Source organism: Flavobacterium sp. 9R (genome assembly GCF_902506345.1).
GTDB lineage: Bacteria > Bacteroidota > Bacteroidia > Flavobacteriales > Flavobacteriaceae > Flavobacterium.
Map to the genome: position 1 here is coordinate 1,121,082 of NZ_LR733413.1, position 23,396 is coordinate 1,144,477.

The 23,396-nt window shown below is 32.0% G+C and carries 21 protein-coding genes and 1 tRNA gene; 12 read left to right on the top strand and 10 right to left on the bottom strand.

Going from position 1 to position 23,396, the window contains the following annotated elements:
• Window positions 1-2: 2 nt before the first annotated feature.
• Together FLAVO9AF_RS04985 and FLAVO9AF_RS04990 are read left to right on the top strand one after the other, a co-directional pair.
• Window positions 3-836: an ABC transporter permease gene (locus tag FLAVO9AF_RS04985; RefSeq protein ID WP_236552274.1), complete on the top strand. Its 834-nt coding sequence runs from the start codon at window positions 3-5 to the stop codon at window positions 834-836.
• The gene (locus FLAVO9AF_RS04990) at window positions 836-1,495 is read left to right on the top strand and encodes a hypothetical protein (RefSeq protein ID WP_236552275.1); all 660 of its coding nucleotides are present in this window, start codon (window positions 836-838) and stop codon (window positions 1,493-1,495) included. Before FLAVO9AF_RS04985 ends, FLAVO9AF_RS04990 begins: the two co-directional genes overlap by 1 nt.
• A 46-nt stretch (window positions 1,496-1,541) precedes the next feature.
• On the opposite strand, the gene FLAVO9AF_RS04995 is transcribed toward FLAVO9AF_RS04990, so the two are convergent.
• Window positions 1,542-1,763, bottom strand: a complete 222-nt coding sequence (locus tag FLAVO9AF_RS04995) for a hypothetical protein (RefSeq protein ID WP_159685250.1) — start codon at window positions 1,761-1,763, stop codon at window positions 1,542-1,544.
• 141 nt (window positions 1,764-1,904) lie between these two features.
• Window positions 1,905-3,689, bottom strand: a complete 1,785-nt coding sequence (locus FLAVO9AF_RS05000) for an ABC transporter ATP-binding protein (RefSeq protein ID WP_159685253.1) — start codon at window positions 3,687-3,689, stop codon at window positions 1,905-1,907.
• Between the two features lie 184 nt (window positions 3,690-3,873).
• Here FLAVO9AF_RS05000 and FLAVO9AF_RS05005 point away from each other — a divergent pair.
• A tRNA-Val gene (locus tag FLAVO9AF_RS05005) sits at window positions 3,874-3,948 on the top strand.
• A gap of 103 nt (window positions 3,949-4,051) precedes the next feature.
• Here FLAVO9AF_RS05005 and FLAVO9AF_RS05010 read toward each other — a convergent pair.
• Window positions 4,052-4,738 carry a spermidine synthase gene (locus tag FLAVO9AF_RS05010; protein ID WP_159685255.1) on the bottom strand — a complete coding sequence of 229 codons (687 nt, stop codon included), beginning with the start codon at window positions 4,736-4,738 and terminating at the stop codon, window positions 4,052-4,054.
• 64 nt (window positions 4,739-4,802) lie between these two features.
• Between FLAVO9AF_RS05010 and FLAVO9AF_RS05015 the strand changes: the two genes are divergently transcribed.
• Window positions 4,803-5,354, top strand: coding sequence for a 1-acyl-sn-glycerol-3-phosphate acyltransferase (locus FLAVO9AF_RS05015; RefSeq protein ID WP_159685258.1), 552 nt, complete (start codon window positions 4,803-4,805; stop codon window positions 5,352-5,354).
• Between the two features lie 25 nt (window positions 5,355-5,379).
• Here FLAVO9AF_RS05015 and FLAVO9AF_RS05020 read toward each other — a convergent pair whose 3' ends face one another.
• Window positions 5,380-5,811 carry a helix-turn-helix transcriptional regulator gene (locus FLAVO9AF_RS05020; RefSeq protein WP_159685261.1) on the bottom strand — a complete coding sequence of 144 codons (432 nt, stop codon included), beginning with the start codon at window positions 5,809-5,811 and terminating at the stop codon, window positions 5,380-5,382.
• Between the two features lie 299 nt (window positions 5,812-6,110).
• Here FLAVO9AF_RS05020 and FLAVO9AF_RS05025 point away from each other — a divergent pair, with 299 nt between their 5' ends.
• From FLAVO9AF_RS05025 to FLAVO9AF_RS05040, 4 genes are all read left to right on the top strand, one after another.
• Window positions 6,111-7,265, top strand: coding sequence for a M14 metallopeptidase family protein (locus tag FLAVO9AF_RS05025; protein ID WP_159685263.1), 1,155 nt, complete (start codon window positions 6,111-6,113; stop codon window positions 7,263-7,265).
• A 78-nt stretch (window positions 7,266-7,343) separates the two neighbouring features.
• Window positions 7,344-7,823, top strand: a complete 480-nt coding sequence (locus tag FLAVO9AF_RS05030) for an Lrp/AsnC family transcriptional regulator (RefSeq protein ID WP_159685266.1) — start codon at window positions 7,344-7,346, stop codon at window positions 7,821-7,823.
• A 192-nt stretch (window positions 7,824-8,015) separates the two neighbouring features.
• Window positions 8,016-10,601: a phosphoenolpyruvate carboxylase gene (locus FLAVO9AF_RS05035; protein ID WP_159685268.1), complete on the top strand. Its 2,586-nt coding sequence runs from the start codon at window positions 8,016-8,018 to the stop codon at window positions 10,599-10,601.
• 10 nt (window positions 10,602-10,611) lie between these two features.
• Window positions 10,612-11,127: a DinB family protein gene (locus FLAVO9AF_RS05040; protein WP_159685271.1), complete on the top strand. Its 516-nt coding sequence runs from the start codon at window positions 10,612-10,614 to the stop codon at window positions 11,125-11,127.
• Here the strand turns inward: FLAVO9AF_RS05040 and FLAVO9AF_RS05045 are convergent.
• The 6 genes from FLAVO9AF_RS05045 to aroB all read right to left on the bottom strand — a co-directional run bounded on the left by FLAVO9AF_RS05045 (window position 11,122) and on the right by aroB (window position 18,016).
• Entirely contained in the window at window positions 11,122-11,610 is a 489-nt protein-coding gene (locus FLAVO9AF_RS05045) for a DNA-deoxyinosine glycosylase (protein WP_159685273.1), read from the bottom strand. The genes FLAVO9AF_RS05040 and FLAVO9AF_RS05045 overlap by 6 nt on opposite strands.
• The gene (recQ, locus tag FLAVO9AF_RS05050) at window positions 11,607-13,712 is read right to left on the bottom strand and encodes a DNA helicase RecQ (protein ID WP_159685276.1); all 2,106 of its coding nucleotides are present in this window, start codon (window positions 13,710-13,712) and stop codon (window positions 11,607-11,609) included. Before recQ ends, FLAVO9AF_RS05045 begins: the two co-directional genes overlap by 4 nt.
• A gap of 83 nt (window positions 13,713-13,795) precedes the next feature.
• On the bottom strand, window positions 13,796-14,191 hold the full coding sequence (locus FLAVO9AF_RS05055) for a DNA primase (RefSeq protein ID WP_159685279.1): 396 nt from the start codon (window positions 14,189-14,191) through the stop codon (window positions 13,796-13,798).
• 8 nt (window positions 14,192-14,199) lie between these two features.
• The gene (locus FLAVO9AF_RS05060) at window positions 14,200-15,171 is read right to left on the bottom strand and encodes a deoxyhypusine synthase family protein (protein WP_159685281.1); all 972 of its coding nucleotides are present in this window, start codon (window positions 15,169-15,171) and stop codon (window positions 14,200-14,202) included.
• A gap of 83 nt (window positions 15,172-15,254) precedes the next feature.
• Complete coding sequence (locus FLAVO9AF_RS05065; protein ID WP_159685284.1) at window positions 15,255-16,655, bottom strand: arginine decarboxylase; 1,401 nt, start codon at window positions 16,653-16,655, stop codon at window positions 15,255-15,257.
• Between the two features lie 293 nt (window positions 16,656-16,948).
• Entirely contained in the window at window positions 16,949-18,016 is a 1,068-nt protein-coding gene (gene aroB, locus FLAVO9AF_RS05070) for a 3-dehydroquinate synthase (RefSeq protein ID WP_159685287.1), read from the bottom strand.
• 92 nt (window positions 18,017-18,108) lie between these two features.
• On the opposite strand from aroB, the gene FLAVO9AF_RS05075 reads away from it, so the two are divergent.
• The 4 genes from FLAVO9AF_RS05075 (at window position 18,109) to FLAVO9AF_RS05090 (ending at window position 23,330) form a co-directional block, all read left to right on the top strand.
• Window positions 18,109-19,278 carry a proline dehydrogenase family protein gene (locus FLAVO9AF_RS05075; protein ID WP_159685289.1) on the top strand — a complete coding sequence of 390 codons (1,170 nt, stop codon included), beginning with the start codon at window positions 18,109-18,111 and terminating at the stop codon, window positions 19,276-19,278.
• A gap of 258 nt (window positions 19,279-19,536) precedes the next feature.
• Window positions 19,537-20,283, top strand: a complete 747-nt coding sequence (gene fabG, locus FLAVO9AF_RS05080) for a 3-oxoacyl-[acyl-carrier-protein] reductase (RefSeq protein ID WP_159685293.1) — start codon at window positions 19,537-19,539, stop codon at window positions 20,281-20,283.
• A gap of 93 nt (window positions 20,284-20,376) precedes the next feature.
• Window positions 20,377-22,404, top strand: a complete 2,028-nt coding sequence (locus FLAVO9AF_RS05085) for a hypothetical protein (RefSeq protein ID WP_159685295.1) — start codon at window positions 20,377-20,379, stop codon at window positions 22,402-22,404.
• Between the two features lie 29 nt (window positions 22,405-22,433).
• Window positions 22,434-23,330: a LysR family transcriptional regulator gene (locus FLAVO9AF_RS05090; protein WP_159685298.1), complete on the top strand. Its 897-nt coding sequence runs from the start codon at window positions 22,434-22,436 to the stop codon at window positions 23,328-23,330.
• Window positions 23,331-23,396: the final 66 nt, after the last annotated feature.

Consider the following 23,396-nt stretch of genomic DNA (forward strand, 5'->3'; position numbering starts at 1 on the left):
GTATGATGTGGCAGTTAATGAGAATTGAATGGTTTAAACTTTTTAAACAGCAAAGAACCTATTGGGCATTGGCCGCCATTTTGATCATCGAAGGATTGGTTTTGGTGGGAGCTTATTTTCAAGGGACAGAAATCATAGAATTGTTATTGGAAAACCTTCGAAAATCCTTTTATTTTAAAGGAAAACTGTTGAATGGTAATCTAATGATTTATCTGTTATTGAATACACTTTGGTTTCATTTGCCTTTGATTTTGATGATTTTGGTATCTGGAATGATGACCACAGAATATAAAGACAAAACACTTCAAGCTACCTTTTTGCAACCTGTGAAAAAAGTGAGTTTTATCCTGTCTAAATATTTGGTTGCATTGCAACTAACGATTCTTGTTTTGTCTTTTCTTGCTTTAACTTCTGTTTTGCTGTCTAATATGCTTTTTGGACAAGGTGATTTGATTGTGTATTTAGAATCACTTAATTTTTTCACTAATGAAGAAGCGAAGGAGCGTATTCTTTTTGCCTTTATTTCTGGAGGTTTTTCAATGTTGTTTTATACAGTGGTGAGTATGACATTGGCAATCATTATAAAAGAAGCCACAGCCACTTGGATTGCGGCTACTTTTTTTCTGGTTTTTACTAATTTATTGCTAAAAATAGATTTAAATTCTACTTTCTTAAACCAGTGGGCTTATGTAAAACTAATTGACAGTTGGCAATACTTTTTTTATCCTGAAGTGGAATGGGAGCAAGTAAGTTTTAATACTGTTTTATTGTTCATTTATACAGTAGCAACGGCACTTTTTGGTAGTTATTTATTCATTAAAAAAGACCTAGAATAATGCAGAAGTATTTTTTCATTGCCCTTTTTGTCATTACTAGCTTTACTTGTTTTTCACAACAAATAGACAAAGATTTTTTGTTGTTAAAGCAACGAATGGATTCTGTATCTTCTTTCACTGCGAAATTGGTCTTGGACGTTGATATTTCTTTTATTAATATGCCAACAAAGCAAGCAACATTAAACTATAATCGTGGTAAGAGAATGAAAATTGATGCAAAAGATTTTGTGCTTTTGCCCAAAAGAGGATTGGATTTTTCACTTAACAGTCTAACGGAATATCCTTATATCACTGTTGATAGGGGAAAAGAAGTAAAAAACGGCAGACTCTGTAAAGTCCTTAACATTATTCCCACAGATCCTAAAGCCGATTTTTCGATAGCTACTGTATGGTTGGACCAAAAAGCGAAACGTTTGCATACCACTGAAATCAATACCAAAAAAGATGGCGCGTATCAAATGGCGTTGGAGTATCAAAAAGCAAAAGACGTTTTACCTCAAAAAGTTGAAGTGAGTTTTGAAATTGAAAAATTAAAAATTCCCGTTAATTTTCTAGGAAAAGGTTCTTCCATTGACCGTAAAAAGATGAAAGCTACTGCTGTTAAAAAAGGTAAAATATACCTATTATTGAGTTATGCTTCCATAAAAATGGCTGTTTAACATCTTCTGAAGATTTGCTTTATTTCCGAATAGAAAATAGTTTAGTTTAATCTTTCATTTTTGGTTGATCTTCATACCAATCATTAAAGGTTTTCGAGGTAGTAGTCATACTTTTCAGTACTCGATACACCATCAAAACAATTAAAAAATTACCAATTATGAACAAAATATTCATAATCGTAAAAGAAGTTTCAAATTGACAAAAGGCAATTGTGAAAATTAAAAATGAAACAGTTATTACTCCAGTTAAAAAGGCTAAGTTTTTCATTTTGTTACAAATTAAAAATGTTATCGTTGCGTTGATTTTAACGAATCAAAATTCGTATAATCAATTGTTTTTCAAGTGATAACATTTGTTAATTTGTAGTGAAATTTTTAAATCGAAATATAAACCTTTTTTGAAGTTTTTTTAGAAATCGCTAAACTGCAGGTTGCTTAAATTTTTATAAATACCATTATCTATGGCAATCAATTCTTGATGGGTTCCTTTTTCGGTAATTTGTCCTTGATCTAAAACCAAAATTTGATCCGCACTACGAATCGTTGATAAACGGTGCGCAATAATGATGCTTGTTCTTCCTTCCATTAAAATCTCAAGAGCTTCTTGGACTAATTTTTCACTTTCGCTATCTAAAGATGAAGTGGCTTCATCCAAAATCAAAATACTTGGGTTTTTTAGCAATGCTCTTGCGATAGCAATTCGCTGTCTTTGACCTCCAGAAAGTTTAATTCCTCTTTCTCCGACCACAGTTTCAAATTGTTCTGGGAAACCTTGAATGAATTGTAGCGCGTTGGCTTGTTTAGCGGCCAACATAATTTCTTCTTCGGTAGCATTGGGTTTACCGTAAGCAATATTTTCTTTAATGGTTCCTCCAAACAAAATTACATCTTGAGGAACAATGCTCATATTGCCACGTAAAGCTTCCAAATCATAATCCAGCATATTTTTGTTGTCAATGGTAATACTACCTCCTGTAGTGTCATAAAAGCGCAATAACAAAGAGGCAATAGTAGATTTTCCAGCGCCACTTGGCCCAACAATAGCAATTTTTTGACCTGATAAGGCGGTAAAACTTATTTCTTTTAAGACTTGAATTTCTTTACGAGAAGGGTAGGTGAAGGCAACATTTTCGAATGATACATCTCCTTTTATTTTTGGAAAATTTTGATTTTCTGTGCTATTGATTTTTTCTGGAATTTCTTCTAATAATTCAAAAACACGTTCGGTAGCACCAATGGCTTTTTGCATTTGCGCATACAATTCGGCAATGCCACCAGAGGAAGCACCAACATAACTCGAATAAAGAATAAAGGTGAATAATTCACCAACAGTGATTTCGCCAGCAATGCTTAATTGTACACCATACCAAACTACGGCTACTATTGTTCCGAACAAACAAACAATAATAAAAGAAGCAAAATAACCGCGCAATTGTCCACCTTTTATAGCCACTTTTACGACTTCTCTAATTTTTGTAGTGTAGCGTTCAATTTCATACCATTCGTTGGCAAAGGCTTTTACTATGCTAATGCCTTGCATTGTTTCTTCAACTACAACTTGGCTTTCAGCTACTTGATCTTGAACTTTTTTAGAATATTTACGAATAAATCTACCGAAAAACACTGCAGCAACACCAACTAGCGGAACAACAGAAATCATCATTATAGTCAACTTGATATTGATACTAGCCAACATCACAAAACTTCCTATAATCAGAATGAATTGACGCAAAAATTCGGCAATGGTCGTGGTTAGGGTGTCTTGAATTTGACTAATATCGTTGCTGATTCGGCTGTTCAATTCGCCTACACGTTTCTGAGAGAAAAAAGACATTGGTAATTTGACCAAATTCTTATACAATGCTAATCTTACATTAGCCAAAGTATTTTCGGTAAAATTTACGAAAAGTGACAATCTAAAAAAAGAAAAAACAGATTGTAGAATTAGCACTAATCCTAATCCTAATGCAATTTGATTAGCCAAACCGCTATCTTTTTTATTAACACAGTCTACCAACATTCCCATAAACTTAGGGAAAGCTAGTGCTGTTACACTTGTTAGTAAAAGGAATAATAATCCGAGGTAAAATTTCCAAGTATTTTTGCCTGCATATTTGAAAATAATTTTGGCTTTGTTTATTGAAGAGGCCGTGATTTTAGCTTTTGGTAAATCGTTTTCTTTAAATCTTCCCATTGGTTTTTATTTATGTTTCAAATGTACCATTCTGAAAATGGAATTCAAAAAAATAATGGACTTACTGTTTAAAACTAAATTGCTGTACGTGAGGTTTTAATAGAATTAGGTTTGATTTTTTTGATTTTTTTTAAAAAAAAGTCTTGCAAATACGAATTCTAGCTGTATATTTGCACACGCAATAGGGCGATTAGCTCAGCTGGTTCAGAGCACCTCGTTTACACCGAGGGGGTCGGGGGTTCGAACCCCTCATCGCCCACAGATTTTAATAAACTCCAAAGTCAATAGATTTTGGAGTTTTTTTTGGAAAGCTCTCAAGTTTCTTGGACTTTACTTTTTATGAAGATCAATAAAATGTTTGCTTAGTTTTTTTGAAATCTCTTTTGGTTGATTGGCTGTACTAAAATTAACTCATTGTGTCTTTCGATTCTTGGGATGGAGTTGATTTTGAATTTAGTGTTTTTAAAACCTTCAATAAATTTTTTATTTCTAGTATTGTCGGTTTCGTTAAGTGTCATTGTGTTAAAAAGTATGTAGCCGCCGTCTTTTAAAAGCGATAAAGTTTTGTCTCTAAAATAAGGTTCAAATAAAAAATTAGGCATTTGAAGATCTTCAAAAACATCAATGATAATCAAATTGTATTGATCTTTGCATTTCAAAACAAAATCGAGAGCATCTTGTATTTTTATTTCTAGATTAGGAATTTGGTCAAGTTGGAAGTAAGAATTTGCAACTTCAATTATTTCTTTATCAATTTCAACACCTGTAATTTGTCCTTTAAAATCGATTTCATTAACTAATGTTTTAATTACACTGCCTCCAGCCACACCAAGGACTAAAATAGTATCCATAGATTGAATGGTATTGAAACCAATTTTTCGAAGTCCTATTCTAAGGATGCGCTGCAAACTACCATAGGAATAGTTTGTGTTTTCAGAATCAATCAGTAGCTCACCATTAGTCCATGTAACTTCAATGCTTTTGCTAACAGATGATTTCGATTTGTAAATATTTATAGGGATAAGGTAACTAAAAAGTTTTTTTAGCATTTCAAATTAAATTTATTCAAAAATACCATTTTAATCATTTATTTTGCTCAATATTTATAAAACAATGAAAAAGCAAATTTATAAGTGGATCTTTTTTGACCTAATGGGCTGGAAGATTGTTGGTGGTATCGAAAATGAGGTCAAAAAGTGTGTTATGATGGTAATGCCACACACTAGTAATCACGATTTTTATTTAGGTGTTTTTACAAGAGGTATCGTTGGTTTAGAAATGAATTGGATTGGCAAAAAAGAGCTTTTTACGTTTCCGTTTAATTATTATTTTAGATATATGGGAGGTGAACCCTTAGACAGAAGTGGAGGGTTGAATAAAGTTGATGCCATAGCTTCTATATTTAAAAGAAGAGATGAATTTCGTTTAGCGGTTGCTCCAGAAGGAACTCGTAAAAAAGTATCTCAATTGAAAACGGGTTTTTATTATATAGCTCTAAAGGCAGGAGTGCCTATTGTTCCAGTAGCATTTGATTTTGGAAAAAAAGAAGTAAATTTAGGGGAACCATTTTTTCCAACTTCTAATTATGAAGCTGACTTGAATGAGTTAAAAAAACACTTCGTTGGAGTAGAAGGAAAAATTCCAACAAATGGATATGATTGGTAATTAGTTTTTTCTTCTTTTAAAAACATTAATCTTGTTCGTATACTTTGAAAGAACCATTCTTGTAAAAAAAGATAATTTTTTCAATTTGTTGTTTTGAAGTACTACTTATTGAAAAGTTTGTCGGTACTTCATTTGTCGCGTTTTCTTCTTGAATTTTAGATTTTTCTTTTTCTGATCCAGAAGGATTGGGTAGAATAGGAGGTGTATGATTTTCTATATTTGAATTTTGTTCATCAGGAAAACTGCCTTTTCCAATTAGAAGCCAATATAGATTTACCTCCGGAAATTCTTCTACTATTTTTAAAACAAAGTCCAAACTAGGTTTGTTTCTACCAGAAAGGAGGTGAGACAAACTAGATCTTTGTACGCCAATTCTATCGGCAAAAGTAGCCGCATTCATACTGTAATAGTCAAGGATATATTCTAGTCTTTTAATGAAAATATCTAAGTTTACCATTGTGAATTATTTTGACAGTATGAGTCTTTACAAATGTAATTAATTGTTCTCATAAAACAAATTAAGCATATTAATAGTGACTAATAGTTTAATATTTATTAAAATTTTAATTTAGATAATAGTATTTAATAAATTGATTATTTAATATATTAAATTGATTATTTGTGTATTTTATTGTTCTCTTACGATTTGATGGAAATTGAATAGTTTTAATTGTATGATTGTATTTTAAAAAAAAAATAATAGTTTACAATTGTAATTTTAAAGATGTATATTTTTGTAAAACAAAAAATAAAAATATGGAAGCGTTAGATTTATTCCTCAATTTTAAGGAACAATCGGTACAAGGAAGGTATTTGACTTTGGAAGCAATTTTGCCAATTCTAAAAAAACATAATACAAATAATCAAGTTAAACACGTAGGCAACTCTGTTCAAGAAAGGCCAATATATAGCTATCAAATTGGTACAGGAAAGACAAAAATCTTTTTATGGTCTCAGATGCACGGTAATGAAAGCACGACCACAAAAGCACTTTTGGATTTTATTACTCTTTTGAATAGCGAAACGGAGTTGGCAAAAATGCTTTTGGAGGCCTTCACTTTTTTGGCTATTCCAATTTTAAATCCTGATGGAGCATATTTGTATACTCGTGAAAATGCCAATAAAGTTGATTTAAATAGAGATGCTCAAGACTTGACGCAGCCTGAAAGTTTAGTTTTGAGAGGTGTTTTTGAGGTTTTTCAGCCAGATTATTGTTTTAATCTTCATGATCAAAGAACAATTTTTGGAGTTGCTGATTCTGGAAAGCCAGCAACTGTGTCTTTTTTAGCTCCTTCTTATAATGAAGAAAGAGATATTAATGCAACAAGACTTGATGCTATTAGAGTTATAAACAATATTAATAGCGTTTTACAAAATTATATTCCAGGGCAAGTGGGGCGTTTTGATGATTCTTTTAATATTAATTGTATTGGCGATACGTTTCAAAGTTTGGGTGTTCCGACAATTTTGTTTGAAGCAGGGCATTTTCCTGACGATTATTTACGTGAAGAAACGAGAAAGTATATCTTCATTTCTTTACTCGTGAGTTTTGCTACACTTTTCGAAAACGATGTAGTTGATAATGAAATAAGTCAATATTTGAATATTCCTCAAAATAAAGTGGTTTTTTATGATTTTATGTATAAAAATATCAAAATAAATTATGATGGTAATGAAATTATAACGAATTTTGCTGTTCAATATAAGGAAGAATTGATTGATGGGAAAGTAAATTTTAAAGCTTACATCGCAGCAATCGATAATTTAGACTCTTATTTTGGTCATTACGAATATGATGCACAAGGTGCTTTGTATTCAGACAACCAAGGTAATTTGCCTAAAGTTAATCAAATAGCCGATTTTTCATTGGATGACACGGTTGTTTTTGTTAATGGAATGATTAAAGTTTAATTTTTTTATCAAAATATTGATTTTTTCTTATATTTGTAGACATTCTTGCCTTAAAACAGTAATATTAATTAAAGAATTATGAGTAAATTTCGTTTGGATGAAGTAGATCATCAAATTTTAGATATGTTGATTGACAACACAAGAGTTCCTTTCACCGATATCGCAAAAAAATTATTAATTTCTGCAGGTACAGTACATGTAAGAGTTAAAAAAATGGAAGATGCTGGTATTATCATGGGATCTTCTTTGGTATTGGATTATGATAAATTGGGTTACTCATTTATCGCTTATGTTGGTGTATTTTTAAATAATACTTCTCAAACTAAATTTGTTTTAGAGCGTATTAATGAAATCCCATTTGTAACGGTAGCTTCTGTAACTACGGGTAAATTTAATATTTTTTGCAAGATTAGAGCAAAAGATACTAAACACGCAAAAGATGTTATCTTCATGATTGATGATATCGATGGTGTATACAGAACAGAAACAATGATTTCATTAGAAGAAAGTATCAATGATAAGAAGCGTTTAATGCATACCATCTTTAAGGAGATGTAATGACTTGATTGCTATATTTTTAATATAACCTCAAGTTGATTCTTGGGGTTTTTTTATGAAAAAATAATTTAAACGAATCAAAATAGCCGCTTACTGTTACATTAGTAGCTGATAATGATTTTTGATGTTATATTTTTATTTTTTTCACCATACAAACCAACTATTAAGCCAAAATAAACAACTAAATTAATTATGTATACCCTCCCAAAAATTGAACGATTCAATAGAGATGTTTTGTCTAAATATCATATATATAATAGTGTTTTTATAACATTACCTTTTGATTCTGTGGACAACACTGGAGTTTTACTTCCTTTGTTTACAGATATTTGTGAAAAAGGTTTCAAGAAACAACAAACTCCAAAAGAAATTGTAGATTTTTTCTCTGCTAAATATTTAAACAACGCTACAGAGGATGAAGCTATCGATTTAATGTTTCGTTTCATTCAGTATATAGAGAGACAAATTGTACTGTTTGATGCAATTGAAGATGCAGCTTTTTCTTCAGTAAATAATATGGAAGGAAGGGGTTCATTGCGTGATATTAAGGAGAAAACAGATGCTAAAAACAAGCAAAAAGAACTAATTGCTTTTTTAGAAAACTTTAATGTACGTACTGTATTGACAGCTCACCCTACACAGTTCTATCCAGGTCCTGTTTTGGGAATAATTAATGATTTAACAGCTGCAATTAGAGAAAATGATCTTATTCAAATTAAGCAGTTATTAGCGCAACTAGGTAAAACACCATTTATTCAAAACGAAAAGCCTAATCCGTTTGATGAAGCAATTAGTTTGATTTGGTATCTAGAAAATGTGTTTTATAATACATCTGGAGAGATGATTCATTATTTAGAAAAAAATGTCTTTGATGGAACGACTATTCAAAATCCATTAATAAAACTTGGTTTTTGGCCAGGAGGAGATAGAGATGGAAATCCATTTGTTACTACTGAAATTACTATTAAAGTAGCTGAGCGTTTAAGAACTTCAATTTTAAAGTGCTACTATTTTGAAATTAGAAATTTAAAACGAAAACTTACTTTCTCTGGAGTTGATGTGTTGATTTCTGAATTAGAGCAAAAATTATATCGTTCTGTTTTTTATTCCAAAGGGGAAATTTTTATCACTTTAGAAGAATTCAAGGAGCAAATACATAAAATCAAAACCATCATTATTGAACAACATCAATCATTGTATTTAGATGATTTGGAAGCCTTATTGATACGTGTAAATTTATTCGGATTTCATTTCGCCACTTTAGATATTAGACAAAACAGCAAAATACATGATGCAGTTTTTAAAGATGTCGTGAATTTTTATTTAAAGTCAAATACTGAAGTTTTTCCTGATAACTATTTTACTCTTTCTGAGCAGGAAAAATTTGAAGTACTTGAAAATGTTAGTGGTGATTTAGATCCAAATGTTTTTGATAATGTCATCACAAGACAAACATTAGAATCAATACAAGCTGTGAAAACTATTCAAGTAAACAATGGAGAATTTGGTGCCAATCGATATATTATTAGTAATAACGAAAGTGCATTGAATGTTCTAGAAACATTTGCTTTGATAAAATTAAGCAATTGGGAAGAAGCAACTATTGATATTATTCCGCTTTTTGAGTCTGTTGACGATTTGCAACATGCTCATGAAATTATGGAGAAATTATACACCAATGCCTCTTATGCTGCACATTTAAAACGAAGAGGAAACAAGCAAACCATAATGTTAGGCTTTTCTGATGGAACAAAAGATGGTGGTTATTTAATGGCGAATTGGAGTATTTATAAAGCAAAAGAAGCCCTTACTGAAATCTCCAGAAAATATGATGTTCAGGCTATATTTTTTGATGGTAGAGGTGGACCTCCTGCTCGTGGTGGTGGAAAAACGCATAAGTTTTATGCTTCGTTAGGTCCTCAAATTGAAAATAAAGAAATCCAGATTACGATTCAAGGGCAAACCATTAGCTCAAATTTTGGAACCTTAGATTCTTGTCGATATAATTTAGAAAACCTTTTGAGTGCTGGAGTGACCAATCAGGTATTTAATAATACCAAAAACAAGTTATCTCAGGAAGATAAAGCAATATTGGATAAAATGTCTGAATTAGGATATGAAAAATACTTGAGTTTTAAGAATCATCCTAAGTTTATACCGTATTTGGAGCAAATGAGTACTTTAAAATACTATGCAAAAACAAATATTGGAAGTCGTCCTTCTAAGCGAAGCACATCCGAGAATTTAGAATTTAGTGACTTGAGAGCAATTCCTTTCGTGGGTTCTTGGAGTCAATTGAAACAAAATGTTCCTGGTTTTTTTGGAGTGGGTACCGCTTTGAAGTATTTCGAAGATAATAACGAATGGGATAAAGTTAATAATCTATATAAAAATTCATTATTTGTAAAAACATTATTGGAAAATAGTATGATGTCTTTGGCAAAATCATTTTTTCCTTTAACAGCTTATATGCGAAAAGACCCAGAGTTTGGTGAGTTTTGGCAAATCATTTACGATGAATTTTTAGAAACAAAACGTTTGTTGTTGAAAATTGCAGGGCATAAAGACCTTATGGAAAATTATCCTGATGGTAAAGCTTCAATAGATATGAGAGAGCGTATTGTATTGCCGCTCTTAACGATACAGCAATATGCTTTATTAAGAATTAACGAATTGAACAAAGCGACTCAACCTAATGATGAACTTATTAAGGTTTATGAAAAAATAGTAACTAGATCTCTTTTCGGAAATACAAACGCGAGTAGAAACTCTGCTTAATTTTTTAATTATGAATTCAAATCAGTTACCAGTTAATGAGTATTCAAAATTTCAAGCTACTTATATCAATGCAGCTATGAATGTAGAATTAATCGATGAATTAGAAATTTCATTACACGATTTCATTCGATTTGTCCAAAATATCCCTATGGATAAATTTGATTATCGTTATGCAGAAGGTAAGTGGACGATAAAAGAAATAATTCAGCATATCATTGATTCTGAAAGAGTTTTCAGTTATCGCGCTTTGCGAATTTCTAGAAATGACAAAACACCTTTGCCAGGTTTTGACGAAAATAATTATGTAGATAATACCAATGCTAACAAAAGAGGTTTGCAGGAATTACTTACCGAATTATCAGCTGTTCGTCATGCTACTTTGTTGTTGTTCAAAAGTTTTTCTGATGAACAATTGGCTAGGATAGGTATAGCTTCCGAAAATGAAATTTCGGTTCGAGCCATTGGTTTTATTATTATCGGACATCAAAAGCACCATCAAAAAGTGTTCGAAGAGCGATATTTATAAATGGCTCAAAATCAAAGACCACTCGTTTAATTTTTTTTCGAATGTCATTGTGTTTGCGGGACTTGTAGAAGGCATTACATAATACGTAATGCCTTTTATTTGTCCATATTTTTTATAGAAAAACTGATAAGCTGTTTTTCCATTGAATAGAAGTGTTGTAATTTTTGGATGTTCGTTTAAAAAAGTATCAAAATCATTTATTTCTTGATTTTTGATAGCAATGTCTAAACTTCCTTTTCGCTCGCAATTTCGAACCACATCCCAGAGTCCAATTCGATTTTGAAGTAAAAAATCTACTTTGTTTTTATAACAATCGGGTACGACCGCATTATTGAATATTGTACAAATGATTTTCCAAAATTGATTATGTTTGTTTCCGTAATATTCAACTTTTTCTAACGATTTTATCCCAGGAATAGAACCTAAAATTAGGATTTCAGTTGTAGCATCTACAATTGGAGCAAAGGAAGCAATTGTTGTCATTCTTGATTTTCTTTTTCAATAATGGCAAGTGCTAATCTTATTTTGTCATAAGGAACTTGTTCTTCAAAATAGTCAAAATATGGCTTTAAAGCATTTGGTGATTCAAGTTTGGTTTTAGCTTCTTTAATGTTGCTAATTTCTTCAGTGCTGATGTAACTTTCAATATCAATTGGATGTCCATCGAGATAAAGTTTTGCTAAATGTGACGCAATAGTGCTAACACCTAAGTTTCTTTTAGTTGCAATCATATCCACACTTAAACCAGACTGAAACAATGCTAATGTTTCTTTGTATGTAGTAGATTCTTTTTTGGTTTTTGTTGTTTTATTTTTTTGGAACTCAATAATTGTCTTTATAAAGATATCTCCATATTTTTCCAATTTTGCTTTTCCGACTCCATCTATTGCTAAAAATTCTGAATCACTCATGGGTCGTTGATTTTCTAATTGTCTTAGCGTTGCATCGTTAAAAATTACGTAAGCAGGAACTTCTTCTTCTTTAGCCAGTTCAGAACGTAGTTTTCTTAAAATTTCAAATAAAGAATTGGTTGCTGTTTTCGGACTACGTTCCTTAGTCTCTGTTTTAGTTTTTTCAATTTTTTGTACAGTGGTTAGTTGTACCTTTTCTCCTTCGAATAATACTTTTTTTGCCAAAGGAGTTAATTTGATTTTGTTTTGTTGGTGAAAAGCAATTTCGCAAAAACCAAGATTTATCAATTGGATAATGTATTGATTCCAATCGTACCAAGAAATATCAATTCCAATTCCATATGTTTTTAAAAACTGATACTCTTTGTCATAAATAGAAGTATTTTTTGAGCCTCGCAAAAAGTCAACAATTACCGCTAGTGGTTCTGATTCTTTCAATCTTGCTATAGCAGACAAGGCTTTTTGAGCAATAATGGTTCCATTAAAAAAAGCGGGAGGATTTTTGCAAATATCACAGTTTCCACAATTTTCAGAAACCAATTCACCAAAATAAGAGAGCAAAATTTTTCTTCTACAACTTAAAGCATCTGCATATTGTTTCATTCGCTCCAATTTAGCCAATTGTACTTCGGCATTTGAACCTTCAGAAGCAAATTTTTGCAACTGAATCATATCACCATAGCTTTCAAACAAAATCGTTTCTGAAGGTAAACCATCTCTTCCGGCACGACCAATTTCTTGGTAATATCCTTCAATATTTTTGGGTAGGTTGTAGTGAATAACCCAGCGAACATTTGATTTGTCAATACCCATTCCAAAAGCGATGGTAGCACAGACTACTTGACATTCATCATTAATAAAAGCATCTTGTACTGTTGAACGTGTACGATTATCCAACCCAGCGTGATATGCACTTACTTTAATTCCTGTTTTTTGAAGCTTTTCAGCAAGTTCTTCGGTAGTCTTTCTGCTTAAGCAATAAATAATTCCCGATTCATTTGGTTTTGTATCTATAAAATCAATGATTTGTTTGACGCGATCCAAAGCAGGTCTCACTTCTAGGCTTAAATTTTTCCTATCAAAAGAAGCCACAAAAGTTTTAGGATTAACCAAATTCAATTGATCTGAAATGTCAGTTCTAGTAGCTTTGTCGGCTGTGGCAGTCAAGGCTAAAATTGGAGTAGAGGGGAAGCGGTTTTTTAAATACCCTAAATTCGTGTAAGCTGGTCTGAAATCATGACCCCAAGCCGAAATACAATGCGCTTCGTCAATTGCAATAAGACTGATTGTGAGTTTATTGAATGCATTGTCTAAATAGGAAAGGCTTTCAGGAGCTATATAAACGAGTTTAAATTCGTTATTCTGTAAAGCATCGATATAAAATTGTTGTTCATCTGAAGATTGGCTACTATTTATAAAACATGCTTTGATTCCGTTTGCTTTTAAGCTATCTACTTGATCTTTCATTAAAGCGATTAACGGAGAAATAACAATGGTAGTTCCCGGTAAAACAAGTGCTGGTAGCTGAAAACAAATAGATTTTCCTCCACCAGTAGGCATAATCGCAAGTGTGTCTTGTCCAGATAAAATACAATTGATAATTTCTTCTTGGTTGGGTCTAAACTTTTCAAACCCAAAATTCTCTTTGAGAGTGGCGTGTAAATTAATTGTCATTTTGGCTTATATTTATATTTGAAGTATAAATGTATAAAAAAAGGAGCTCTTGTTATGAGCTCCTTTGTATTTTTTGGAGAAATCTAATCTTCGTCATCCTCATCGTCCTCGTCAGCAACATCAGTGTCACCATCTTCATCGTCCTCAGGATCTAAGTCTGGTTTGTCTAAATTATCATCTTCATCGTCATCATCAGAAACAGCATCGTCATCATCTAATTCTAAACCACTAATTGGAGTAACAACTGCATCGATATCTTCGTCGTCATCAAAGTTTTCTATACGATCTGCAAGTTTAGTGCTTACCTTAACAAGGTAAATAGTGTCTTCTGTTCGTACTTCAACTGCTTCAACTAATTCATTTTTAGCATTTCTGAAACGAATTACATCCGAATCATCATACCCGTCAGGAAATTTCTCAACTAAAAGATTTAAAATTTCGTTAGTTAGCTTGGCGTAATCAACAATTACTCTTTTCATAAAATATTCTATAAATCTAACAAATAAGCAAAAATTAATGGTGCTACAATAGTAGCATCCGACTCAATTATAAATTTTGGAGTGTTTATATCTAATTTACCCCAAGTGATTTTTTCATTAGGTACAGCACCAGAATAGGAACCATAACTTGTTGTTGAGTCAGAAATTTGACAGAAATAACTCCAAAATGGCACATCGTGCATTTCCATATCTTGGTACAACATTGGTACTACACAGATTGGGAAATCTCCTGCGATTCCACCTCCGATTTGGAAAAATCCAATTCCGTTAGACGAATTTTTAGAATACCAATCAGCTAAGAAAGTCATGTACTCAATACCAGACTTCATAGTTGAGGCTTTCAATTCTCCTTTTATTACGTAAGAAGCAAAAATATTACCCATAGTACTATCTTCCCATCCTGGCACAATAATAGGTAAATTTTTCTCAGCAGCAGCATACATCCAGCTGTCTTTTAAGTCAATTTCGTAATATTCTTCCAAGACTCCAGAAAGCAACATTTTATACATGAACTCATGAGGAAAATAGCGTTCTCCTTTGTCGTCAGCATCTTTCCAAATTTTGTAGATGTGCTTTTGTAAACGACGAAATGCTTCATGCTCGGGAATACAAGTGTCAGTCACACGATTTAATCCTCTCTCTAGCAAATCCCACTCATCTTGTGGAGTTAAATCGCGATAGTGAGGAACTCTTTCGTAATGTGAGTGAGCTACTAAGTTCATTATATCTTCTTCAAGATTTGCTCCTGTACAAGAAATAATTTGAACTTTATCTTGGCGAATAATTTCGGCAAATATTTTTCCTATTTCGGCGGTACTCATTGCACCCGCCATACTTACCAACATTTTGGCTCCATTGGCTAATTGCTGCTCATAAGCTTTTGCAGCATCAACTAAGGATGCAGAGTTGAAATGCAAATAATGCTTTTCAATAAACTGACTGATAGGTCCTTTACTCATTTTCAAATAGTTAGAGTGTCAAAAATAGTAAAATTGATTTATATTTTTACTATTTATAAGTTTGACATTAATTAAAATTATGTTTATTTTTTTCCGTATCCTAAAATTTTTAATACATCTTCAGAAGTTTGCTGTTCTGAAAAAACTTCTGTAGCTAAAATACCATTTTCGTCTCTATCTATCAGAATATGTTTAGGTTGCGGAATTAGGCAGTGATGCAAACCTCCATAACCACCGATGGTTTCTTGATAAGCTCCTGTATTAAAGAAACCAATATAAAGTGGTTTTTCTTTATTGTATTTTGGCAAATAAATGGCGTTCATATTTTGCTCAGAGTTGTAATAGTCATCACTATCACAAGTCATTCCTCCGAGTAAAACTCTTTCGTAAGTATCATTCCAACGGTTGATGGCTAACATAATAAAACGCTTATTAATCGCCCAAGTATCTGGTAAAGTTGTGATAAATGAAGAGTCAATCATGTTCCATTTTTCTCTATCATTTTGTTGCTTCTGATACAATACTTGATAAATGGCACCTCCACTTTCTCCTACAGTAAAGGAACCAAACTCTGTGAAAATATTTGGCACATCTACTTCGGCTTCTTCGCAAGCAATTTTAATCTGATTGATAATTTCATCAATCATATACTGATAATCGTATTCGAAAGTCAGTGAATTTTTGATTGGGAAACCACCGCCAATGTTCAATCCATCTAAAGTTGGGCATTCTTTTTTAAGAGCTACATATACTTTAATACACTTTACTAGTTCATTCCAGTAATAAGCATTATCGTTAATCCCAGTATTAATAAAAAAGTGCAACATTTTGAGTTCCAATTTTTTATTCTCTTTGATTTCTTTCTTGTAGAAAGGAACTATGTTTTTATAACCAATTCCTAATCTAGAGGTATAGAATTCAAATTTAGGCTCTTCCTCGGCTGCAATACGAATTCCTATTTTGAACTTGTTTTTTATTTGCGATTGCAACAAATCCAATTCTTCGAAATTATCGATAATTGGAATGGTATTTTTATGACCATTATTAATCAATCGAGCAATGTTTTCAACGTATTGGTCTCTTTTGAAACCATTACAAATTACGTAAGTACTTTTGTTGATTTTTCCATTTTCTAGCAAATTTTCAACAATATTAATATCAAATGCAGAAGATGTTTCTATGTGAATGTTGTTCTTAAAAGCTTCATTCATTATGTACTCAAAATGGGAACTTTTAGTGCAATAACAGTAATAGTATTTTGCCTCATATTTGTTTTTTTCCATCGATTTACGAAACCAACTTTTGGCTTTGTTTATGTTGTTGGAAATTTGAGGTAAATAGGTGAATTTTAATGGCGTGCCATATTTTTCTACTAATTTCATCAAATCAATATTGTGAAACTGTAGATTGTCCTTATTTAATTTAAATTCTTCCTGAGGGAAATAGTATGTTTGATTGATTAAGTCGGAATATTTTGTATTCATTAGTTTTGAATATTTATAGAAATTAATTAAGCATTTAAACTAAATCAATTGCTGTTCAAACTCTAATGTTAGCGTACCTAATCTGTAGTTTTTCGTTTTCTGTTTTTATGTATTGAAAAGGATCAAAATTAAAGCAACCAATCATAGTATAAAAACGGTGGAAAGATTTAATTAAAAATCGTTCTTGTTTGTTTTTATCCCCTTTGTTGTTGCTATTTTTTTGATTTTTTTTCATCGATGCAAATGTAAAAAATAATATATACGCAATGCAATGCTTTTTATTAAAAAAAAGATTAAGATTTGTAATCTTCGAAGGCTTCAAGAATCAATTCGTTTTCAACCAATTGATTTATTTTTATGGCTCCGATACCTTCAATTAAGGCGAATTGAATGGTTCCGTATTCATTTTTCTTGTCGTGAATCAATAATTCTAAGATTGGATCAAGATCATTTTCTTCAAAAACAATTTTATCGTAGATACTATTTATCGTTTGTTTTATTTGTTGGTATTCGGTTGTTGAAATTAGCCCTTTTTTCAATGAAATAAAACTTTCTAAAATCATTCCTATCGCGATAGCTTCACCGTGTAGTAAAGTCGTTTTGTCTTTGCTTTCAAGGAAATAACTTTCTATGGCGTGTCCCAAAGTATGACCGAAATTTAAAGCTTTTCGGATACCTTTTTCAGTAGGGTCTTGCATTACAATCTCGTTTTTGATAGCTACAGAACGATGAATAAGAACATCAAAATCAGCAAAATCAATCGAAGTTAGGTCTAAAAACTTTTCCCAATAGTCTTTGTCATAAATTAATCCGTGTTTTAGCATCTCGGCGAGACCTGAACGCATTTCGCTTTGAGAAAGCGTTTCAAGATAAGCAGTGTCGATTAACACCATTTTTGGTACATTAATTACTCCAATTTGATTTTTTAGATTACCTAAATCTACACCGTTTTTTCCGCCCACAGAAGCGTCTACCATAGATAAAAGCGTTGTTGGAACATGAATAAAGTCAACACCTCGCTTGAAAGTTGAAGCAACAAAACCGCCCAAATCAGTCACTACGCCACCACCAACATTAATTACTAACGATTTTCTATCAGCACCTAATTCGGTCAATACATTCCAAATTTCAATACACGTTTCTATGTTTTTATTTATCTCTCCAGCTTCAAATTCAACGATTTCTATTGTCAAATCTGTTTCTAGATAAGGTAAAAACTTTGGCAAACAGCTATCGGTAGTATTGCTATCAACGATGATAAAAAGATTAGAATATTTGTTTTCTTTCAAAAAAAGATTCAAATGTTCATAAGCGTTTTCATTAAAATAAATAGGGTAGTTGTTGGCTGTAATAGTTTGCATAATTTTCAAATTATTTGAGTAGCAAAATAAGGCAATTTTTAGTTAATAGAATTCAAAACTCTAGCTATATTTGCATTAAAATTTAACAAATAATGAAAAATATATTCAATAATACACAAGTTGCCTTTGCTTTAAAAAGTGATACAGAACTAGATAGAGCTTATTTTTTGTTTAAAATGATTGCTAGTGAACCCTTGGTTAGAATTGGTACAGCGGTTACAAATTTTGCTATTAAAGCTAATTTACCAGTAGAAAGCTTGATTAGAGCTACTGTTTTTGATCATTTTTGTGGAGGTGTTAATGAAAACGATTGTTTGACGGTTGTTGATAAAATGTATACCAAAGGAGTTTCTTCTGTTTTGGATTATTCTGTTGAAGGAAAAGAAGAAGAGGAGCAATTTGATGCTGCTTTAAAAATGACTTTAAAGACTATTGAATTTGCTAAGGAAAGACTTGCCATTCCTTTTGCTGTGTTTAAACCTACTGGTTTAGGGCGATTGGCTTTGTATGAAAAATTAGGTGAGAAAAAGCCTTTGACAGATGAAGAAACTATAGAATGGAATAAAGTTGTTGAACGATTTGATGCTGTTTGTAAAGAAGCTTACATTAAAGATGTCGCTTTACTTATTGATGCTGAAGAAAGCTGGATGCAAGATGTAGCAGATGATTTGGTTACCGATATGATGCGTAAATACAACAAAGAAAAAGCGATTATTTTCAATACATTACAAATGTACCGCTGGGATCGTTTGGATTATTTGAAGAAAATACACGAAGAAGCTAAACGCGATCAGTTTTTTATTGGAATGAAATTAGTTCGTGGTGCTTATATGGAAAAAGAAAATCTTCGTGCTCAAGAAATGAATTATCCAACGCCTATTTGTGCGTCAAAAGAAGCATCTGATGAGAATTATGATGCGGCGGTGACCTATATGATGGAGCATTTAGATAGTATGTCGATTTTTGCAGGAACTCATAACGAATTGAGTACTTATAAATTGATGGAATTGATGGAGAAAAAGGGTATCAAAAGCAATGATAACCGAATCTGGTTTGGTCAATTGTATGGAATGAGCGATAACATCAGTTACAATCTTGCCGAAAACGGATTTAATGTTGCTAAATATTTACCTTTTGGTCCAGTTAAAGACGTGATGCCGTACTTAATTAGACGTGCAGAAGAAAATACATCTGTGGCTGGACAAACCAGTCGTGAATTGTCGATGATAAAAGCAGAGCGAAAAAGAAGAAAAGAAAAATAATTCATTCAAAACAAGAAGTGGTGCAAACCACTTTTTTTGTAGTTCGCATTGCAATGATGGTTATAATGGAGGCTAATTTTTTTTAAAAAGGAAATATCTTATATTTGGCACTCCAAAAATACTTTTGATACTTACCTATTAAAAGATAAGATTATATAGTTCTTGAAAATAATTAATCTTTTGAAAGTGAAATCAGCTTTTTCTAAAAATAAGAAGAAATTGAGTGAACCATTTTCGAAAAACAAATATTGACTAAAAATGAAATTACTAGAAGGAAAAGTTGCCATAATTACTGGTGCAAGTCGTGGAATTGGAAAAGGAATAGCTGAAGTTTTTGCAAAAAACGGAGCTAATGTTGCTTTTACATATAGTTCATCTGTTGCTTCTGCAGAAGCTTTAGAAAATGAATTGAACGCAATGGGAATCAAAGCAAAAGGCTATCAGTCTAATGCAGCTGATTTTGAAGAAGCACAAAAATTTGTTGATGCTGTTTTGGCTGATTTTGGAACAGTTGACATTTTGATTAACAACGCTGGAATCACAAAAGACAATTTGTTAATGCGTATGTCTGAAGCTGATTTTGATTTAGTTATCGATGTGAATTTGAAGTCGGTTTTCAATATGACAAAAGCGATTCAAAAAACATTTTTAAAACAACGTTCAGGTTCTATCATCAATATTAGTTCTGTTGTTGGTGTTTCAGGTAATGCTGGTCAAGCCAATTATGCTGCGTCTAAAGCAGGTGCTATAGGATTTACTAAGTCTGTAGCATTGGAGTTAGGGTCAAGAAACATTCGTTGTAATGCTATTGCTCCAGGTTTTATCGAAACTGAAATGACTGCAAAATTAAGTGAAGATGTAGTAAAAGGTTGGAGAGAAGGTATTCCATTGAAACGCGGAGGTTCTACTGAGGATGTTGCCAATGCTTGCTTGTTCTTAGCTTCAGATATGAGTGCTTATATTACAGGTCAAGTATTGAACGTTTGTGGTGGAATGCTTACCTAGAAAAAGTATTCAGTATTCAGATTTTAGTATTCAGTATTGAATCTGAAAACAACTCAGAATATTGATAGAATATGTTACAATTATAATTAAAATATGACAACAAACACCCTTCTATTACTGATTCTTTCAATAGTTATAGCTGCTGTTTTGTCGTATTTTCAATACCTATATAAAGCCAAAAGTCAATCTAAAGTGTATTGGCTTTTGGCTTTTTTGCGTTTTGCTTCGATTTTTGGTTTTCTATTGTTATTGATAAATCCTATCATCAGTAGAACAGAATTAGAAATTATCAAAACACCATTGCCTATCGTTGTAGATAATTCTAGCTCAATTTCTTTTTTGAAAGCTAATGCACAAGCCGAAAAAGTTTATGAAGCATTGGTTTCCAATAAAGACTTGCAAAATAAATTTGAGGTGCAACCCTTTTTGTTTGATGCAACTTTGCAACCATCAGATACCTTTAATTTTAAAGGAAAACAAACACAGTTGGATGTTGTAGCTAAAGATTTGATGAATTTGAATAAAAATCTTCGTTACCCCACAGTGTTGCTTACAGATGGAAACCAAACTTCTGGAGATGACTATGTTTATAGTTTTGATTCAGAAAACAGTGTTTTTCCAGTAGTTCTGGGGGACACCACTGCTGTTTTTGATTTAAAAATCAGCCAGTTGAATGTTAATAAATATGCATTTTACAAGAATAAATTCCCAGTAGAAGTTTTTGTTCAATATTCTGGAAAGCGTTTGAATGCGGCTAATTTTTCAATTTCAGAAGGAAAAAACACGATTTTAAAACAAGCTGTAAGTTTTACTGCTGGACAAAGAACCGCGACAGTTACCGTTTTTTTACCTGCTGATAAAATTGGCTTGCATTTATTCAAAGCCAACATCACTGCTGGTGTAAAAGAAAAAAACAATTACAATAACACCAAGAATTTTGCTGTTGAAGTATTGGACCAAAAAACAACTGTTGGATTGGTTTCGGCAATTAATCATCCTGATTTAAGTGCTTTTAAACGTGCTATTGAAACTAATGCACAACGTAAAGTAAGTATTGTTAAGCTACAAGAAATCAAATCATTGTCGGATTATAATATTTTGATTTTCTACCAACCCAATGCAAGTTTCAAATCTATTTTTGATAGTGCTAAAGCCGCAGGTATTAATACATTAGTTGTTACAGGAATGACTACAGATTTTATTTTTTTGAATCAACAACAAAATGATTTGGATTTTAAAGTCACCAATCAGAAAGAAGATTTCTTACCGTCATTCAATACAAAATTCAATTTGTTTGCTTTGGATAATATAGGTTTTGACAATTTTCCTCCCTTGGCACATCCTTTTGGTACCATTACCGCGAAAGAGAATGTTACGGTTTTACTTTCTTCCAAAATACGAAGTATAGATACAGGTTTGCCTTTGTTAGCATTTACTGAAGTAGGAGGTAAACGAGCTGCGTATTTGTTAGGAGAAAATAGCTGGAAATGGCGATTACAATCTCACGTGGACCAGCAATCATTTGAAAAATATGATGTTTTTATCGATAAAACCATTCAGTTTTTAGCTTCTAATAGTTCAAAAAAATCTTTAGTTGTTACTCACGAAAATTTTTATAATTCAGGAGAGGCAATTGCTATTACCGCTCAGTTTTTTAATAAAAATTATGAGTTTGATGACAATGCACGACTAACTATTTCTGTAACAAACGTAAAAAATAAGCAAACCAAAAATTATGATTTGCTTAAAGGAACCAATGCTTATCAAGTCAATTTAGATGGACTTTCCGCTGGAAGTTATACCTTTACTGTAAAAGAATTGAATACCAAAACCAGTTATTCAGGGCGTTTTGAAATTCTAGATTTTGATATCGAAAAACAATTTGTTGCTCCTGATTATACCAAATTATCACAATTAGCTGAGCAAACTAAAGGAAAAGTGTTCCTTCCTTCACAAGTTGAACAATTGATACAACAATTGCTTGCAGATGAATCGTACAAAGCGATTGAAAAAGAAAATGTCATCAAATCACCTTTGATTGATTGGATTTGGCTTTTAATTTTGATTGCACTTTGTTTAACATCAGAATGGTTTGTGCGTAAATATCACGGGCTATTATAGTTTTAAATGGACTTTTTTAAATGTAACAGATGGATTTTAGGCTAAAAGTATTTTATACCGTAGCAATTCGACTTAATTTTACTAAGGCGGCAGCGGAATTGTATATCAGTCAGCCAGCCGTTTCAAAACACATTCAAGAACTGGAAGAAACCTACAAAACGAAGCTTTTTGAACGAAATGGTTCTAAAATTGCTTTAACGGCAGCGGGTCATCTCTTGTTACAACATACCAAATCTATATTTGATATTTATCGTGAGATTGAGTTTGATATGAGCTCTTTTGTGACGAAACGCCAAGGATTATTGAGACTTGGAGCAAGCACAACACTTTCGCAATATGTTATTTCTCCAATTTTAGCACAATTTCACAAAAAAGAAAAAGGAATAAGTATTCATTTGACTAATGGCAATACAGAGCAAATTGAAAACGCATTAATCAATAAGGAAATTGAAGTTGGAGTAGTAGAAGGGCAGTCTAAAAATCAGTCGATTAAATATGTTCCTTTTTTGAAAGATGAATTGGTATTGGTTTGTAGAGCCAATCATCCTTTGGCACAAACTAATGAAATCGCTATTGCGACCTTAAAAACACTTCGTTTGGTAACTCGTGAAAGAGGTTCTGGAACACTTGAAGTTATTGAATATGCCCTAAAACAACGAAATGTCAAATTATCCGATTTGCAAATCGAGATGCAATTAGGTAGTACAGAAAGTATTAAGTCTTATTTATTGCATTCGGATTGTTTTGCTTTTATATCGATTCACGCTGTTTCTAAAGAATTGAAAAACAAAGAATTAACTGTTTTTGATGTAGAAGATTTAATTATCGAACGATTCTTCTATAGCATCACTTTAGTTGGAAAATCCGATACTTTATCGGAATTGTTCATTCGGAATATTTCAGACTATTATAACTTGTCGTTATAGTCAATTGTATTTTGGTATTGGCTTTTTAAATGCATTCGTCAGACCTTTGTAAAGTAATTTTAAACT

Bases quoted from the DNA above. Each gene is read 5' to 3' on its own strand.
- FLAVO9AF_RS04985 (WP_236552274.1), top strand. From the start codon at position 3: ATGATGTGGCAGTTAATGAGAATTGAATGGTTTAAACTTTTTAAACAG.
- FLAVO9AF_RS04990 (WP_236552275.1), top strand. From the start codon at position 836: ATGCAGAAGTATTTTTTCATTGCCCTTTTTGTCATTACTAGCTTTACT.
- FLAVO9AF_RS04995 (WP_159685250.1), bottom strand. From the start codon at position 1,763: ATGAAAAACTTAGCCTTTTTAACTGGAGTAATAACTGTTTCATTTTTA.
- FLAVO9AF_RS05000 (WP_159685253.1), bottom strand. From the start codon at position 3,689: ATGGGAAGATTTAAAGAAAACGATTTACCAAAAGCTAAAATCACGGCC.
- FLAVO9AF_RS05010 (WP_159685255.1), bottom strand. From the start codon at position 4,738: ATGCTAAAAAAACTTTTTAGTTACCTTATCCCTATAAATATTTACAAA.
- FLAVO9AF_RS05015 (WP_159685258.1), top strand. From the start codon at position 4,803: ATGAAAAAGCAAATTTATAAGTGGATCTTTTTTGACCTAATGGGCTGG.
- FLAVO9AF_RS05020 (WP_159685261.1), bottom strand. From the start codon at position 5,811: ATGGTAAACTTAGATATTTTCATTAAAAGACTAGAATATATCCTTGAC.
- FLAVO9AF_RS05025 (WP_159685263.1), top strand. From the start codon at position 6,111: ATGGAAGCGTTAGATTTATTCCTCAATTTTAAGGAACAATCGGTACAA.
- FLAVO9AF_RS05030 (WP_159685266.1), top strand. From the start codon at position 7,344: ATGAGTAAATTTCGTTTGGATGAAGTAGATCATCAAATTTTAGATATG.
- FLAVO9AF_RS05035 (WP_159685268.1), top strand. From the start codon at position 8,016: ATGTATACCCTCCCAAAAATTGAACGATTCAATAGAGATGTTTTGTCT.
- FLAVO9AF_RS05040 (WP_159685271.1), top strand. From the start codon at position 10,612: ATGAATTCAAATCAGTTACCAGTTAATGAGTATTCAAAATTTCAAGCT.
- FLAVO9AF_RS05045 (WP_159685273.1), bottom strand. From the start codon at position 11,610: ATGACAACAATTGCTTCCTTTGCTCCAATTGTAGATGCTACAACTGAA.
- recQ (WP_159685276.1), bottom strand. From the start codon at position 13,712: ATGACAATTAATTTACACGCCACTCTCAAAGAGAATTTTGGGTTTGAA.
- FLAVO9AF_RS05055 (WP_159685279.1), bottom strand. From the start codon at position 14,191: ATGAAAAGAGTAATTGTTGATTACGCCAAGCTAACTAACGAAATTTTA.
- FLAVO9AF_RS05060 (WP_159685281.1), bottom strand. From the start codon at position 15,171: ATGAGTAAAGGACCTATCAGTCAGTTTATTGAAAAGCATTATTTGCAT.
- FLAVO9AF_RS05065 (WP_159685284.1), bottom strand. From the start codon at position 16,655: ATGAATACAAAATATTCCGACTTAATCAATCAAACATACTATTTCCCT.
- aroB (WP_159685287.1), bottom strand. From the start codon at position 18,016: ATGCAAACTATTACAGCCAACAACTACCCTATTTATTTTAATGAAAAC.
- FLAVO9AF_RS05075 (WP_159685289.1), top strand. From the start codon at position 18,109: ATGAAAAATATATTCAATAATACACAAGTTGCCTTTGCTTTAAAAAGT.
- fabG (WP_159685293.1), top strand. From the start codon at position 19,537: ATGAAATTACTAGAAGGAAAAGTTGCCATAATTACTGGTGCAAGTCGT.
- FLAVO9AF_RS05085 (WP_159685295.1), top strand. From the start codon at position 20,377: ATGACAACAAACACCCTTCTATTACTGATTCTTTCAATAGTTATAGCT.
- FLAVO9AF_RS05090 (WP_159685298.1), top strand. From the start codon at position 22,434: ATGGATTTTAGGCTAAAAGTATTTTATACCGTAGCAATTCGACTTAAT.